This window comes from Thioalkalivibrio sp. ALJ15, assembly GCF_000383695.1.
Taxonomy (GTDB): Bacteria; Pseudomonadota; Gammaproteobacteria; order Ectothiorhodospirales; family Ectothiorhodospiraceae; genus Thioalkalivibrio.
Genome location: NZ_KB912056.1, coordinates 663,120 through 677,764 on the forward strand (window position 1 = coordinate 663,120; position 14,645 = coordinate 677,764).

The window sequence follows — 14,645 nt, forward strand, 5'->3', positions numbered from 1 at the left end:
TCGACCAGTATGCTCGACTTCTTTGCGCGGGGGCACGACGCGCCGTTCCTGCAGGAGGTCCGCGCGCGGGGAAACCCGCCGATCCCGATGATCGAGAACGCCCATCCGCCGGGGCGCATGAGCACGCCGCCAGTGCGCGAGCTGATGATCAGCGACACCTGCGGGGCACCCTTTCGCTTTCGTTGCGACATCGGCGCCGGGGCTTTTTCCGGCTGGGCAGACCCGAAGGAGTTCGTGGTGATCCCACCGAACGTTCCTACTTACTGCCAGATGCACGACCCTGCCAGGATGCGTTTTGTCGGCATACCCGCGGGACTCGCCCGCGCCTGCCTGGAACGCGCCCCCGATGACCCGCTGGACTTTGGTCCCCTTCATACCCGCACACAGGCCGACCCGCTGGTGACTCAGGCCCTGGCGGCGCTGTGGCAGGAGATGGGGCGGCAGGACCCGGCCGCACGTCTGTTCGTGGAAAGCATGATCGCGGTGCTGGTCGTGCGCCTCGCCCGCCTCGCGGATCAGCACCAGGAACTGGCGTCACGGCGAGCGAGTCTCGCGCCGCACCAGTCGGCACGGGTCATCGAATACATGCGCGGCCATCTGGATCACCGCGTCACACTGGGCGACCTGGCCGCCCTCACCGGTCTGTCACCCTGGCACTTCGCGCGCGCCTTTCGCGAGACGCATGGCCAGCCACCACATCGGTACCTCACGCGCCTGCGCCTGGAGCGGGCCCGCGACTTGCTGGTCCGCACCCCCCTGAGCGTTACCGAGATCGCCAGCGCCACCGGGTACTCGTCGCAGCAGCTGGCCCGACACTTCCGCCGCGCCTTCGGTGTTGCCCCGGCGGCCTACCGGCGCATCCACGCGGGCAGCGCCGCATAGGGCCACACGGTTTTTTCGAGCCTTCCTCGCTCGACCCGCACCCGCCTCGGGGTGGCCGGCCAGCGGCGGACGCCCCCGGCGGGACATTTGCCGCAAGAAAGCGCCGCCCGGCGCAAGTTTCTGACAGCGCAGGGCGCCCCCGCCCCCTAGGCTCGAGACAAAGCCATCCGCCACCCCCGAGGCCGGCCCATGTCTTCTGCCTCGCAAACCAGAGCAACGCCACGGACTGCCGAGGCCTTCGGCGAGCACCTGATCGAGGTCCTCAACCACGGCGCGGTGTGCCTGATGCTTTCGGTCGGACACCGCACCGGGCTGTTCGACCAAATGCGCGACCGACCCGCCGCGACTGCGGAGGCGATCGCCACGGCCGCGGGTCTTAACCCGCGCTACGTGCGCGAATGGCTGGGCGCGATGGCCACCGGCGGCTTCGTCACCGTGGAGCCGGAGGGCCCGCGCTTCGCCCTGCCCCCGGCACACGCCGCCTGCCTGACCCGGGCCGCCGCGGCTGACAACCTGGCCGTGTTCGCCCAGTACATCGGCCTGCTGGGCGGCGTGGAGGACCAGATCGTGAACGCCTTCCATACCGGCGAAGGCGTCGGATACGAACACTATGCCCGCTTCCACGAGGTGATGGCCGAGGACAGCGGCCAGTCCGTCCTGTCGTCGCTGGAAAGCGACATCCTGCCGCTGGTGCCGGGCCTGACCGACCACCTCGAACGCGGCATCCGCGTACTGGATGTCGGCTGCGGCAGGGGCCGTATCCTCAACCGGCTGGCGACGCTCTACCCGCGCAGCGAGTTCACGGGGCTCGACCTGTCGGCAGAGGCCATCGAGCAGGCCCGTGCCGAGACGCAGACCCTCGGGCTGGACAACGCGGTGTTCATTGAGGCGGACGCCGCGACGCTCGATCGCCACGTGCCGGCACGCCAGTTCGAGCTGATTACCACCTTCGACGCCATCCACGACCAGGCCGACCCGCTGGCCACCCTGGAGGGCATCCACCGCGCAATCGCGCCCGAAGGGATCTACCTGATGCAGGACATCCGCGGTTCCGGCGCGATCCGCGACGATCTCGATCATCCCCTGGGCCCCTTTCTCTACACCGTGTCCTGCATGCACTGCATGCCGGTATCACTCGCCCAGGGCGGCCCGGGACTGGGCGCGATGTGGGGCGAGCCCCGGGCCCGCGAATACCTGACGCGCGCCGGCTTTCACGACATCCAGGTCCATCAACTGGCCCATGACCCGCAGAACAACTGGTACGTGGCCACCCGATAACCCCCGCGAGGAGGATTCATCATGACCGACACAAGTCTCTACGAACGCCTGGGCGGCGAGACGCGCATCCGCGAACTCGCCACGACCATCTCCGACAAGCACACGCAGAACGCCACCATCCGCAACCGCTACGCCAACACGGATCGCGATGACGTGATTCGCCTGGTGACCGAATTTATCTGCAACGGCACCGGCGGCCCGCAGGCCTACAGCGGACGCGACATGCTGATCACCCATCGCGGCATGAACATCAGCGAAGAGGAATTCGTCGCGGTGGTCGACGACATCGTCGAGGCCCTGGACGAACACGGGGTCGGCCAGCGCGAGAAGGAAGAACTGCTGATGATCTCCTGGTCGCTAAAGCCCGAGATCGTGCGGGTCTGACATCCCGGAGGAACGAACCATGAAGACCTATTCACCCTTCACAGGCCTTGCGCTGTCGGTCGCAGTCGCCGCGACCCTGGCCCTGACCGCCCCGGCGATTGCAGCCGAACCCGACGACCACTTCATCATTCGCGACACCGAACAATCCCGCGAGGAACTGGCGCGGACCGTCCGCGAGTTTGCCTAGGGAGACGCTGATTTAATCGCGCGTCCGCGCTCGAGTCGCTTTTGCGTGCGAACAAGGCGCGGTGACCGCCGTGCAGTCATTCTGCACAAGGGAGCCGCAACGCCGTGCGCGCGCAAAAGCGGCCGAGCCCCTTTGGGGTTGGTGCCCCCTGTTCCCCGATCCTGCGTTGCGCCGCTTGCGGGTAGAACCACTACCCGCTGCACGACGCGCCTTGTCTCGGAAAACAGGGGGCACCAACGCGGACGTGCGATTAAATCAGCGTCTCCCTAGAACGAGGAGGACTGGATCTTTCTGGCCGAGTTTGGCCTGGCCGGTGGCGACATCACGGCCCTGAAGGTCTGCTATCTGCCCCTGGGGCCCGACATCCTGGATGCCGGGATGCACGTCGGCGCGATGATGCCCTGCGGCCATATCGGGCTGTACGAGGAAGACGACGTCACCAAGCTGTCCATACTGCACCCCAAATTCATGACCACACTACAACCGCACCCGAGCCTGGAGCGGGCAGTGGAACGCGCCGGGCCGGCCTTCGAGGCGCTGCTGGACCATGCCCTGGGCCCGCGCCCGCAAGGCAATGCGCCGTAGCCACACACCAGCAATCCGCGGCGGGGTGGCCCACGCCTGGCCGCGGGCATGGGTCTCCGGACAGAGACCGTCCGGAGACCCGCCAGCCGGAATGACCCTTGAGGAGATGCCGGTTTGATTGCGCAAACTGCCTGTCACAGAACCGTCACTTTCGCGTTGTACGCTGTCGCGATGACGCACTCACGTTCTCGCCACTGGGCCGGGGCCGGCGCCGACCTCTGGCTTCTGCTGAAGGCGGTCGACGGAGTGGCAAAGGCACAGCGCCTGGCCCGGGCCGCCGGCTGGGTGCTGGCGCTGGCCGGTGCGGTCGTCGTCGCACTCGGCCTGCTGATGCAGCACACCCCGACGATGATGGAGGGAACAGTGGTCGCACTGCTGGCCGTCATCGGCGGCTGGCTGCGCAGCCGCATCGCCGCCACGCTCCTGATGCTGCTGATGGCACTCGGGCTGGCCACCGGCCTGGCGGCCGGGGCGGCGACAGGGGGCCTGTTGGTGCAGGTGGCCCTGTTCGGCGTGGCCCTGCGCATGGTCGAAGCGGCCTTTCGCTTTCGCCAGCGACATGCTTTCGCGCAGCGCCAGAACGGTCAGTAGTTCTCGGAGCAAACGGGGCTTCGTCACGGAGACTTGAACCCGTCTCGCGGGCCAGACAGGATGAAGCTTTCCACCCGCGAAGGAACCGCATACGCGATGTCGGTCGTCGCCCGTCTGCAAACCCGCCTGCGGCGCTTCATCTGGCCCGGCTGGGCCACACGTGTCCTGGGGTCGCTGTCGATCCCGGGGCTGATCCTGGCCACGCTGTTTTTCGCCGCCTCGCTGACCCCGAGTCTGATCCCGCGTACCGACGACGTGCAGGGCGTCCTGTCCGGGCTGTCGCTGGCCGCGGGCTACGGGCTGGGCGTGTTTTTCCACTGGCTGTGGTCCTACCTGGAGCTGCCCGAGCCCAGCGAGCGCGTGCACAACACACTGGTGCTGATCGCCGGAGGCGGGGCCGCACTGATCGTGCTGATGTTTCTGTGGCAGGCCACCGAGTGGCAGAACACCATCCGCGAGTTGATGGATCAGGAGCCGGTGGACGGAGGCTTCCCGGTCCGCCTGGGGCTGATCGCCGCGGCCGTGTTCGCCGCGACCCTAGCTGTCGGGCGACTGTTCCAGTTGCTGGTGCGGTTTCTCGCGCAGCACCTGCGGCGCTTCATCCCGCGCCGGCTGTCGAACGTGATCGGCGTGGTGGCGGCCGCGGCAGTATTCTGGGCCGTGATCGACGGCGTCGTCCTGGAATACGGCCTGCGCACCGCCGATCGCAGCTTCCAGCAGTTCGACGTACGCGAGTACCCCGGGGCCGAGCAACCGACCAACCCCGCCCGCACAGGCAGTGCCGAATCGCTGGTCTCCTGGGAAGAGGGCCTGGGTCGCCAGGGCCAGCGCTTCATCGGCGACGCCCCGGTCGCGGCCGACATCGCGGACTTCACCGGTGAAGAGGCCTTTGACCCGATTCGGGTATACGTCGGACTGAATGCGGCCGAGGAAATCGAGGAACGGGCCCGCCTGGCCCTGCAGGAGCTATTGCGGGTGGACGCTTTCGACCGTTCGGTCCTGATCCTGGCCACTCCCACCGGGCGCGGCTGGGTGGACAACCGCGCGATCGCGCCGGTGGAATACCTGCATAACGGCGACATCGCAACCGTCGCCGTGCAGTACTCCTACCTGCCGAGCTGGCTGTCGCTGATGTCGGAGTCCCAGTACGGTCACGAGACGGCCCAGGCCGTGTTTGCGGAGATCTACAGCTACTGGAAACAGCTCCCCGCGGATGCACGTCCGGAGCTGTACCTCTATGGCCTGAGCCTGGGCGCACTAAACTCCGAACGCGCGGCGGACCTCTACGACGTGATCGGCGACCCGTTCAACGGTGCCCTGTGGGCGGGGCCGCCCTTCCGCAGCGAGACCTGGCGCGACATCACGCGCCAGCGCCAGCCGGATTCCCCGGCCTGGCTACCGCGTTTTCGCGACAGCTCGGTGGTGCGCTTCACCAATCAGGAGAATCATCTGGACATCCCCGGCGCCTCCTGGGGCCCGATGCGCATCGTCTACCTGCAGTACGCAAGCGACCCGATCACCTTCTTCGAGCCACAGGCGCTGTACCGCAAACCCGAATGGATGCAGTCGCCACGTGGCCCGGATGTCTCGCCGGACCTGACCTGGTACCCGGTGGTCACCATGCTGCAGCTGGCCGTGGACGTGGCCATCGGCGATGCCGCACCGCGCGGCTACGGACATGTCTATGCCACCGAGCACTACATCGACAGCTGGCAGGCGGTGACAGCCACGGAGTGGTCGGAAGACGAGCTCCAGTGGCTGAAGCGCCACCTGGCCGACTAGTCGGAAGCCCCCTGTGGAATCAGGCCGCGCTTGCGGAGATTGCGGCCGGTGATGCTGACCGCGCCCGCCACGCATCCCGCGTACAACAGCGCAACAACACCCAAAATTCCGAGGAACACGGGGTCCAGTGCGTTGCCTTCGGCCCATACCAGCAGAAATGCAACGGGAAGTTGCGTACCCAAGAGCACGGCCACCATCACCGCAATCACCCGCCACTTCTCGGAGCGCGACAGATAGCGCCCGTTCCTGCGCCCGAAGGCCTCGCACGGCCACATGACCGCCAGCATGAGTATCGCAATGCCAAGTGGCGTACCGAGCTCCTCCAGCTCGAAATACGCAATCACCACCATTGCCGCAATCGACAGCGAGAAATAAAGCAGTACAAACCGCGTCAGCAGATTCTTGATGGACATGATCCCCTCCCTGGGTGTGCGTTGGCCGCACCATCCTGTGCGGCCCGAATGACATCTGAAATACTCTGGCCCCGCGATCAGGGCGCGTTGCTACCTCTCGGTAAACTCGGCGTCCTCGATGAGCACGGGATAGGTATAGCCCGCGCCGAAGTCACGCTCCAGCACCAGCGTCCCCGTCACCGAGACACGATCGCCGACCTCGGGCAAATCGGTGGACGTAATCGTGATGTAGTCACCCTCGCTGCCGGTTCCGTCCACGAAGTGGATGAAGTTCACCCCCATGATGTCTTCGTTGACCCGGCCGACGATGCCCTCCAGGCGCACCGGTTCACCCTCGAGTTCGGCCGGCGCCTGATTCAATTGCTCGACCGTATGCAGTTCTTCTGCCTGCACGCCAGAACTTCCAATGAACATCAGCGCCAGTAGTACACCACTCCCGATTACTCGAACCATCCCAGTCTCCTTCTCAATCTTCATGTTCGGTATCACCGGCATCCTAACTCATCGCCCCGACAGACGGCTTCGCTTCCCGACGGCCGGCAAGCGTCAATTTCAGACGCTCCGCAGCGCGGTTCACGACCAGATAGAGACAGGGCACGACGAGTAGCGTCAGGATCATCCCGGCGATCAGGCCGCCGACCACGGTCAGCGCCAGCGGGCGCATGATCTCCGCACCCTCGCCCAGACCAACGGCCAGCGGCAGCATGCCGAGCACCGTGGTCAGGGTGGTCATCAGAATCGGCCGCATACGCAACGCACCGGCCTCCACCACCGCCCGTGCCGGGCTCAGGCCACGCCGGCGCCGCCCCTGCTCGATGTACTCCACCAGCAGGATCGCGTTGTTCACCACCACCCCGATCAGCAGGATCGCCCCGATCATCACCGGCGCGGAGACCGGCGTAGTCGTGGCCCACAGGATCGCGACCACGCCAATCAGCGACAGCGGGGCCGCCGCCACGATCACCAGCGGGTTGGCCAGGCGCTCGTATTGAACCGCCAACACCACCAGCACCAGGAAGATCGCCAGCGCCACGACGGTGGCCATCTCGCGCTGCGTCTCCTGGATGGTCTCCCACTCGCCCCCGATCAGCAGGCTGTAGTGCTCGGGTACCTCCACCTCGGCCAGACGCTGTTCGACCTCGGCCATCACCGAACCGACGTCGCTGACCTCGGTATTGATATCGCCGTTCACCCGCACCACCCGGCTCTGGTTCTCGCGCTCGATATGGGCGGGCCCCTCGCCGATCTCGAACTCGGCCACGTCGGCCAGCCGTACGGGATCGCCGTTGTCGCGGAACAGCACCATGCGCCCCAAGGTCGCCGTGTCCTGCACATCCGCGCGCGGCAGGCGCACGCGCAAGTCGTATTCGCGGTCATCGCGTACATACTGGGTCGGTACCGCGCCCTCCACCGCATCGCGGATCGCCTGACCGACCGTGCCCACCTGCAGGCCCAGCGCGGCCGCGCGATCGCGATCCACGTGCACGCGCAGAATCGGGCTCTGGTCCTCGCGCCCGACCTCGACACCCTCAAGGCCCCGGATGCCCTCCAGGCGCCCCGCGATCTCGCGGGCGATGGTGCGCATCTCGGTCAGATCCGCCCCCACCACGCCGATCGACAGGTCGTCGCCAGTCACGCTGAACTGCAACCCGTCGATACTCGGCGGGCGCACGGTAATCCGCGCCCCGGGCAGGTCCAGTTCGTCCATCGCCGCCTGTGCCTCGGCCACCCATTGCCCGGCGGTCATTTCACGCTGTCCGGCCGGGGTGAGCTGCACCGTGAGATTGGACGTCCCCGGACGCTCGTTGACCACGCCACCCCCCCAGGTGCCCGCCGACCATGGCGAACACGCTCTCGACATGCGGCAGCTCCTCGAGTGCGGCCTCGATGTCGCGAGCGGCGGCATCGGTCTCGTGCGGCGGTGTACCCGGCGGCAGGACCATGCGCACGCTGACCTGACCATCGTCCACCTGCGGCAGGAACTCGGTGCCCAGCTCCCCGCCGACCTGTACCGCACCAACCAACAGGACCCCGGCGGCGCCCAGCACTACCCAGCGCGCGCGCAGCACCTTCGGCAGCAGACGCCGGTAACGTCGGCGCAGGCCCTGCACCCCGCGGTCGAAGCCGCGCAGCAGCCGGGTCCGGTCCAGCCCGCTCTCCCAGCGGATGCGCGCGAGCAGGGCCGCCAGCATCGGCACCAGCGTGATCGCCGCAGCCAGCGTGGCGATGATCGCGAACGACAGCGTCAGGATCAGCTCGCGGAAGATCAGCGCCCCGATGCCCGTAATCAGCAGGAACGGGAGTACTGCCGCGAGATTGGTCAGCGTGCCGGCGGTGACCGCCGAGACGACCTCGCCCGCCCCGTCGTGGGCGGCCTGCTCCGGCGATTTCCCGAGCTTGTCACGATGGCGGTAGATGTTCTCCAGCATCACGATCGCGTTGTCGAGCAGCAGCCCCACGCCCAGCGCCAGCCCGCCCAGGCTGATGATGTTCAGGGTCAATCCGCCCAGCCCCATCATCGCGAAGGTCGCCATCAGCGCGATCGGGATCGACAGCCCGATAATGAAGCTCTTGCGCAGACTGCCGAGGAACAGGAACACCGCCAGCATCGCCAGCACGCCACCGAGGACTGCAGCGGTGCCCACGGAGGACACCGCGCCACGGATAAACGGGGCCGAGTCGCTGACCACCTCCCACTGGATATCCTCGGGGATAAACCCGGAGCGCTCCAGCCGCCCGAGCGTCGCGCGCACGGAATCCACCGACTCGACGGTATTGGCCTCCGGCAGCTTGAACACCGACACACGCGCGGCCGGCGTGCCATCCAGGCGGATGAACAGGCGCTGCTCGCGGTGGCCGTCGCGCACCTCGGCCAGCTCGCCCAGGCGCACATGCGCCGACTGCGGCCCCGGCAGCGGGATCAGCACGTTGCGCACATCGTGCTCGGAGGTGAACAGTCCCTCGGTCTTGGCCATCACGTCAAAGGTGTCAGAGGTCACCCAGCCACCGGCCACCTCGCGGTTCTCGTCCGCCAGCGTCTCGCTGATCGCGGCCAGCGACAGGCCGTAGCCGCGCACCCGTTCCTGGTCGAGGATCACCTCCAGCTCGCGCTGCTGGCCGCCGGAGGCCTCCACCGAGGAGATCCCGTGGATGGCGATCAACTGTGGCGCCAGCTCGTGCTCCACCCAGTCACGCAGCGCGGTCTCGGAACGCACGGTGGAGGAGAAGCCCGCCTCCCAGATCGGGTCCTGCGAAGGGTCGAACTTGTACAGGCGCAGGGATTCGAAATCGTCCGGCAACTGGGTGCGCGCCAGCTCGAGGTGACGCGCCGCATCCTGCAACGCCAGGTCCAGGTTGGTCCCGTATTCGAACAGCAGGTTGACGTTGGTGCGCCCCTCGGAGGCACGGCTGTAGATCCGGGTCAGGTTCTCGGTCGCCGCAAGATTGCGCTCCAGCACCCGTGTGACCTGCTCCTCCATCACCTCCGGCGCGGTGCCCGGGTGGTTCACCGTGACCCGGATGTGCGGGTACTCGACATGCGGCAGCAGGTCCACCGGCAGGCGATCGACAAAGAACATGCCCAGCACGATCACCACCGAGGCCAGCGCCATGATCGCGACCGGCCGGCGGATGGAGAAGCTGGTCACCCGCCCGTGCGGGCGCTGGCGATCCCCGGTATTGGCCATGCCCTAGCCCCGCCAGCCGACAATGCGCACGCGCTGACCCTCGCGCATGTCGATCGGATTGGTCGCCAGCACGATCTCGCCTTCCTCCAGACCCTCGGTAATCTCGGTCCAGGGGCCCCGGGTCACACCGGTCTCGACCGTGCGCCGTTCCAGCTGTTCATCCACCACCACGTATACATAGCGCGCGTCGTCGTCCTCGCCGATCGCCGCGGCCGGCACCGCCAGGGCATCCGGGCGCTCATCGACGGTCATGCGGATGCGTGCGAGGTTACCCGGACGCACGCCGTTGTCGGCGGCCTCGGCCGGCAGCGCGATCTCCACCGTCACCTGCTGGGAATCCGGCGAGGCCGCCGGGAAGATGCGACGAATCTCGGCGACGTAGTCGGCATCGGGAAAGGCATCCAGCCGAATGGGCACGTCCTGGCCCACGACCAGGTCGCGCACATCCAGCTCGGACACCCCGGGTCGCAGCACCAGCGTAGTAATATCGACCAGTTCCAGCAGCGCATCGCGCGCAGCGACGGCCTCTCCGGGCTCCACCATCCGCTCGGTGATCACGCCGTCGCGGCCGGCAGCGAGCGTCCCGTAGTCGACCCGCGCCTGCCACAGGGCCTGCTCGCTCTCGGCCGAACGCAGCGCGGCGCGGGCCCGTTCGTAGCTGGCGCGGCTGGCAATGCCCTCGTCACGCAGCTCGGAACTGCGCGCGTATTCCAGCTGCGCCTCCTCGGCATGGGCCTCGGCGCGCGCCAGCTCCGCCCGTTCCTCGGAGACATCCAGTTCCACCAGGGTCTCGCCCTGCTCGACCCGGTCCCCTTCCTCGACATGGACGGCCTCGACCACGCCATCCGCACGCGCCGCCAGACGCACCCGCGCCATCGGCTCGACCCGCGCGGACACCAGCAGCTCGCGCGACAGATCGCGCGGCTGAATCTCCAGCGCCGCGATGGGCGTGGCCGCCTCGGCGCCGTCGTCCGCCGAGTCGGACTCGGCGGTATCCGTACAGCCCGAAAGCAACACCAGCCACAAAGCCCCAAAGGCGAAACCCGCAATCTTGCTCACACATCCTCCGACAACCGAGCAGCCGCCTGTTCTGGTTTCTGGTTCGCCCCCATCGTAGCGCCCAGGGGAAACATATGCCGGCTCGACCCGGCGGCAACCAGGGCGCAAACATGCGACGATGACCGCATGCACGATACGCCCCATTATCCGTTGCGCGGTCTGCTCAAGCGGCTGATCGAGCCCTTTGCGGCGGGTCATTCCGGCCACCTGGTACTGGGCCCCGATGAATGGGAGACCCTGCGGCGCCAGGTTCCGTTCATCGCAAGCCTGTCGCCCGAGGAGGCCGAGCGCCTGAAAGCGCTGATCGAGGAGATCCTGGCTACCAGGGAATTCGTGGGCATCGAGTCCGAGCCGACACCGGGGCAGTGCCGCATGATCGCCGCCTACGCGGCACTGCCGGTCCTGGAGCTGGGGCTTGCCCCCTACCGTGACTGGCGCACGCTGGTGCTGTATCCGGATACCTTTGTGCCGGAGCACGAATGGGTGGACGAGGACGGCATCGTGCATCAGGGGGCCATGCCGCAGTCCGGCGAGGCCTGGGAGCGCGGACCGGTCATCCTGTCCTGGGCCGATGTCGTTCGCGATGGTGCCGTGGTGGTGCACGAGATGACCCACGTGCTGGATGCCGGTAACGGCGACGTGAACGGCTTTCCGCCACTCGCGCGCGATCACTCGGCCGAGGACTGGACCCGCGACTTCACCGCGGCCTACGAGGCGTTTGTCGAGGCCGTGGAGAACGACACCCCGGAAGACCAGCTGCCGCTGGATCCGTACGCCGCGACCGCGCCGGAGGAATTCCTGGCCGTGGCCGCAGAGGCCTTCTTCTTCGAGCCGCAAGGGCTGCGCGAGGCCCTGCCGGCGGTCTATGATCATCTGGCCCGATATTATCGCCAGGAACCACACCGTCGCGCGGCGGCCATCGCCACGCAAGGGACCCACTTGCCACACGAGATCTCCGCATGAAGACCCTGTCGCCAAGCCTTTTCCTGCTCGCCATGCTTTGGTGGATGATCCCCGGCAGCGCTGTCGCTGTCGATGACCTCGACAGCCGCTACGTGACCCTGGAACCCGTGGTGGTCAACATGGAATCCTCCGACCGCGCCCGTTACCTGCAGGCCAAGATTCAACTCGAGGCTGCGGAGATGGGTGACGCCCGCGAGATTCGTGGACATATTCCGGCCGTGCGCGACCGGCTCATTCGCATCCTGGGAGGGCGCTCACCCGACAGCCTGCGCGGCAGCGCGGCCCGCGAGGACTTGCGCCAGGAGGCGATGGAAGAGCTCAACGAGCTGCTGGAGGAACTGACCGGCGCCCCGCGCATCGAGGCCCTGTACTTCTCGGACTTCATCCGCCAGTAGTAACGCGCGCCACCGGCCAAACAAAGGAGACCCCGGCAGCCAAGATCTGCCGGGGCCCAAGCTGCCCGACGGAGGACCGGGCCGGGGTCCCGCCAGGGACCCAGTTCATCCTGCCAAGATCAGTGCGGCCGGTGCAGCAGTGGCATCTCGCCACGCTCGACCATGTGCCGGATCAGGGTCGCCCGGCCAGGTTCTTCCTGCTCCAGCTCGGCAGCACACTGTGAATCCTGGTGCGTGGCCTCGGCCAGCAGCACCTCGAGCTCACGCAGGTCCACCTTCGGCTGCTGCAGATCCTCCGGCTTCGGGTTCTCCACCATGTGGGTCTCCCAGAACATCCGGGGATGCCAGCAGTGCAGTTGTGCATCCGGGTGCTGAAAGAGTTCGACACAACGACGATTGAGTTCCTGTGCATTCATTGCGAATGACTCCTCGTGCCGGTGTATTCACTCTTCTGTATAGACCCCCGAATACCCGAGTGCAAGGCTCGGGCATTAGACCTGGCCCACAGAATCCCCGCGCGCTGACTCAAGTGCCTCCAGCGCCTCCATCCATTCGGCCTCGGCGTTCTCCAGGCGCGCACGCAACTCGCCCTGCTCACGGGTCAGCTCGGCCAGCCGGCCCGTGGCATCTCCGGTGTACAGCGCGGGATCGGCCAGCTCGCCTTCGATCGCCTCCAGCCGCTGCTGCAACTCGCCACAGGCCTGCTCCGCCGTATCGGCCCGCTTTTGCAGTGGACGCAGCGCCGCGCGTGCCTGAGCAGCCTGCTGGCGGCGCTCCTTCTGCGAACGCGGCGCTTCCGGCGCGCGCGACGCCGATGGCGCGGAGGTGTCCGGCGTCTCCCGTTCGCGCTGCAGCTCGCGCGCGTAGTCATCCAGATCGCCGTCAAACTCGGTCAGACAGCCCTCCTCGACCCGCCAGAAACGGTCGCAGACACGCGCCAGCAGTTCGCGATCGTGTGCCACCACGACCAGCCCGCCGGCATAGTTCTCCAACGCCTCCGCCAGGGCCTCGCGCATGTCGAGGTCCAGGTGGTTGGTCGGCTCGTCGAGCAGCAACAGCGCGGGCGCCTGCCAGATGAGCATCGCCAGCACCAGACGCACCCGCTCGCCGCCGGAGCACTGCCCGACGGGGTCGTCCGCACGCTCGCCGGGAAACCCCATGCCGCCCAGGAAATCACGCAGGCGCTGTTCCGGTGCGGCGGCATCCAGCCGCGTCATATGGGTCAGGGGCGAGGCCGCAAGATCCAGCTGCTCGCGCTGATGCTGGGCGAAGTAGCCCACCCGCAGGCTGGGGTCGACGCGCCGCTCACCCGCCGTCGGGGCAAGCGCGCCTGCGAGCAGGGACAGCAGTGTCGATTTCCCGGCGCCGTTGGGTCCCAGCACGCCGATACGATCCTCCGGGCGCAGCCGCAGGTCGGTCGCCCGCAGGCGGCAGGTCTCGCCGTCGCAGACCGCCGCCGCCTCCAGCGCCAGCAGAGGATCGGGCAGACGCCCCGGGGTCGGGATCTCCAGGTGGATCGGGCGCGCGGCGCGAATCACCGCGACCTCATCCAGCCGCTCGAGGCGCTTCAGCCGGCTCTGGGCCTGGCGCGCCTTGCTCGCCTTGGCGCGGAAACGGCGCACGAAGTCCTCCAGGTGCGCGCGCTCGGCGGCGACCTTCGCGGCCGCCGCCTCGCTTTGTGCCGCGACCTCCGCGCGTCGTTTCTCGGCCTGGGTGTAGCCCCCGCTGTAAAGCTCGATCCGTCCGCGCTCGATATGCGCGATGTGTGTGACTACCGCATCAAGGAAACGCCGGTCGTGGGCGATCACGATTACGGTGCCCGGATAGCGCGCCAGCCAGCCCTCCAGCCAGACGATGGCCTCCATGTCGAGGTGGTTGGTCGGCTCGTCCAGCAGCAGGAGGTCCGACCGGGTCATCAGGGTTCGCCCCAGGCCGAGCCGCATCCGCCAGCCACCGGAAAAGTCGCTCATCGGACGATCGGCATCCTCCGGCGCAAACCCGAGACCGGCCAGCAGGCGGCGCGCGCGGGCCTCGGCGGACCAGCCATCGACCGCATCGATGGCCGCATACAGCTGCGCGTGTTCCGCGCCGTCCTCGACCGACTCCAGCTGGCGCTCCAGCTCGCGCAGCTCAGCGTCGCCATCGAGTACGTAGTCGACCGCTCGGCGGGGGCTGCCCGGGACCTCCTGCGGGAGGTGGGCGACCACCCACTCCGCCGGCACATCGACATGGCCGGCATCCACGGAGAGCTCGCCCTGCAACGCGGCCAGCAACGAGGACTTGCCGCAGCCATTCGCCCCGGTAAGCCCTACGCGCCAGCCGGCGTGAACAGTCAGGTCGCTGTGCTGCAGCAGCACCTGCCGGCCACGCCGCAGCTCGATATCGGAGAGTCGGATCATGAGCGTAGTGTAGGGAAACGGTTACCCGCGCACACATGACA

The 14,645-nt window shown here is 67.5% G+C and carries 13 protein-coding genes and 2 pseudogenes; 9 read left to right on the forward strand and 6 right to left on the reverse strand.

The genetic code is table 11. The features are described from left to right. The first annotated feature begins 9 nt into the window (after positions 1–9). From G015_RS0103145 to G015_RS0103175, 7 genes and pseudogenes are all read left to right on the forward strand, one after another. Positions 10–882 carry a helix-turn-helix domain-containing protein gene (locus G015_RS0103145; protein ID WP_020146142.1) on the forward strand — a complete coding sequence of 291 codons (873 nt, stop codon included), beginning with the start codon at positions 10–12 and terminating at the stop codon, positions 880–882. 189 nt (positions 883–1,071) lie between these two features. After that, entirely contained in the window at positions 1,072–2,160 is a 1,089-nt protein-coding gene (locus G015_RS0103150; protein ID WP_020146143.1) for a class I SAM-dependent methyltransferase, read from the forward strand. A 21-nt stretch (positions 2,161–2,181) separates the two neighbouring features. Further along, the gene (locus G015_RS0103155; RefSeq protein ID WP_020146144.1) at positions 2,182–2,544 is read left to right on the forward strand and encodes a group 1 truncated hemoglobin; all 363 of its coding nucleotides are present in this window, start codon (positions 2,182–2,184) and stop codon (positions 2,542–2,544) included. A gap of 19 nt (positions 2,545–2,563) precedes the next feature. Continuing rightward, positions 2,564–2,731 (forward strand): hypothetical protein, encoded by a 168-nt coding sequence (locus G015_RS14280; RefSeq protein WP_020146145.1) that lies wholly within the window; start codon positions 2,564–2,566, stop codon positions 2,729–2,731. Between the two features lie 270 nt (positions 2,732–3,001). Continuing rightward, a pseudogene (locus G015_RS13875) lies at positions 3,002–3,316 on the forward strand (DUF302 domain-containing protein); the annotation flags it as partial. A gap of 171 nt (positions 3,317–3,487) precedes the next feature. Next, positions 3,488–3,907, forward strand: coding sequence for a hypothetical protein (locus G015_RS0103170; protein ID WP_018993224.1), 420 nt, complete (start codon positions 3,488–3,490; stop codon positions 3,905–3,907). 96 nt (positions 3,908–4,003) lie between these two features. Further along, complete coding sequence (locus G015_RS0103175) at positions 4,004–5,689, forward strand: alpha/beta-hydrolase family protein (RefSeq protein ID WP_018649107.1); 1,686 nt, start codon at positions 4,004–4,006, stop codon at positions 5,687–5,689. On the opposite strand, the gene G015_RS0103180 is transcribed toward G015_RS0103175, so the two are convergent. From G015_RS0103180 to G015_RS0103195, 4 genes and pseudogenes are all read right to left on the reverse strand, one after another. Further along, positions 5,686–6,102, reverse strand: a complete 417-nt coding sequence (locus G015_RS0103180; RefSeq protein ID WP_018137916.1) for an ABZJ_00895 family protein — start codon at positions 6,100–6,102, stop codon at positions 5,686–5,688. The two genes, G015_RS0103175 and G015_RS0103180, sit on opposite strands and share 4 nt — an antisense overlap. Before the next feature lie 90 nt (positions 6,103–6,192). Beyond that, on the reverse strand, positions 6,193–6,573 hold the full coding sequence (locus G015_RS0103185) for a hypothetical protein (protein ID WP_028490883.1): 381 nt from the start codon (positions 6,571–6,573) through the stop codon (positions 6,193–6,195). Between the two features lie 25 nt (positions 6,574–6,598). Next, positions 6,599–9,788: pseudogene (locus G015_RS13595) on the reverse strand (efflux RND transporter permease subunit). A gap of 3 nt (positions 9,789–9,791) precedes the next feature. Next, positions 9,792–10,808 carry an efflux RND transporter periplasmic adaptor subunit gene (locus G015_RS0103195; protein WP_038050011.1) on the reverse strand — a complete coding sequence of 339 codons (1,017 nt, stop codon included), beginning with the start codon at positions 10,806–10,808 and terminating at the stop codon, positions 9,792–9,794. Positions 10,809–10,973: 165 nt separating this feature from the next. On the opposite strand from G015_RS0103195, the gene G015_RS0103200 reads away from it, so the two are divergent. After that, entirely contained in the window at positions 10,974–11,810 is an 837-nt protein-coding gene (locus G015_RS0103200) for a zinc-dependent peptidase (protein WP_020146149.1), read from the forward strand. Then, positions 11,807–12,205 carry a flagellar basal body-associated protein FliL gene (gene fliL, locus G015_RS0103205; protein ID WP_018137913.1) on the forward strand — a complete coding sequence of 133 codons (399 nt, stop codon included), beginning with the start codon at positions 11,807–11,809 and terminating at the stop codon, positions 12,203–12,205. Before G015_RS0103200 ends, fliL begins: the two co-directional genes overlap by 4 nt. Positions 12,206–12,324: 119 nt before the next feature. On the opposite strand, the gene G015_RS0103210 is transcribed toward fliL, so the two are convergent. After that, positions 12,325–12,621: a hypothetical protein gene (locus G015_RS0103210; RefSeq protein ID WP_012983699.1), complete on the reverse strand. Its 297-nt coding sequence runs from the start codon at positions 12,619–12,621 to the stop codon at positions 12,325–12,327. A 75-nt stretch (positions 12,622–12,696) separates the two neighbouring features. Then, positions 12,697–14,604, reverse strand: a complete 1,908-nt coding sequence (locus G015_RS0103215; protein ID WP_018995048.1) for an ATP-binding cassette domain-containing protein — start codon at positions 14,602–14,604, stop codon at positions 12,697–12,699. Between the last annotated feature and the right edge of the window lie 41 nt (positions 14,605–14,645).

Excerpts from the sequence above, each read along its gene's own strand:
- G015_RS14280 (WP_020146145.1), top strand. The coding sequence starts at position 2,564 with ATGAAGACCTATTCACCCTTCACAGGCCTTGCGCTGTCGGTCGCAGTC.
- G015_RS0103145 (WP_020146142.1), top strand. The coding sequence starts at position 10 with ATGCTCGACTTCTTTGCGCGGGGGCACGACGCGCCGTTCCTGCAGGAG.
- G015_RS0103170 (WP_018993224.1), top strand. The coding sequence starts at position 3,488 with ATGACGCACTCACGTTCTCGCCACTGGGCCGGGGCCGGCGCCGACCTC.
- G015_RS0103200 (WP_020146149.1), top strand. The coding sequence starts at position 10,974 with ATGCACGATACGCCCCATTATCCGTTGCGCGGTCTGCTCAAGCGGCTG.
- G015_RS0103210 (WP_012983699.1), bottom strand. The coding sequence starts at position 12,621 with ATGAATGCACAGGAACTCAATCGTCGTTGTGTCGAACTCTTTCAGCAC.
- G015_RS0103155 (WP_020146144.1), top strand. The coding sequence starts at position 2,182 with ATGACCGACACAAGTCTCTACGAACGCCTGGGCGGCGAGACGCGCATC.
- G015_RS0103175 (WP_018649107.1), top strand. The coding sequence starts at position 4,004 with ATGTCGGTCGTCGCCCGTCTGCAAACCCGCCTGCGGCGCTTCATCTGG.
- fliL (WP_018137913.1), top strand. The coding sequence starts at position 11,807 with ATGAAGACCCTGTCGCCAAGCCTTTTCCTGCTCGCCATGCTTTGGTGG.
- G015_RS0103215 (WP_018995048.1), bottom strand. The coding sequence starts at position 14,604 with ATGATCCGACTCTCCGATATCGAGCTGCGGCGTGGCCGGCAGGTGCTG.
- G015_RS0103180 (WP_018137916.1), bottom strand. The coding sequence starts at position 6,102 with ATGTCCATCAAGAATCTGCTGACGCGGTTTGTACTGCTTTATTTCTCG.
- G015_RS0103150 (WP_020146143.1), top strand. The coding sequence starts at position 1,072 with ATGTCTTCTGCCTCGCAAACCAGAGCAACGCCACGGACTGCCGAGGCC.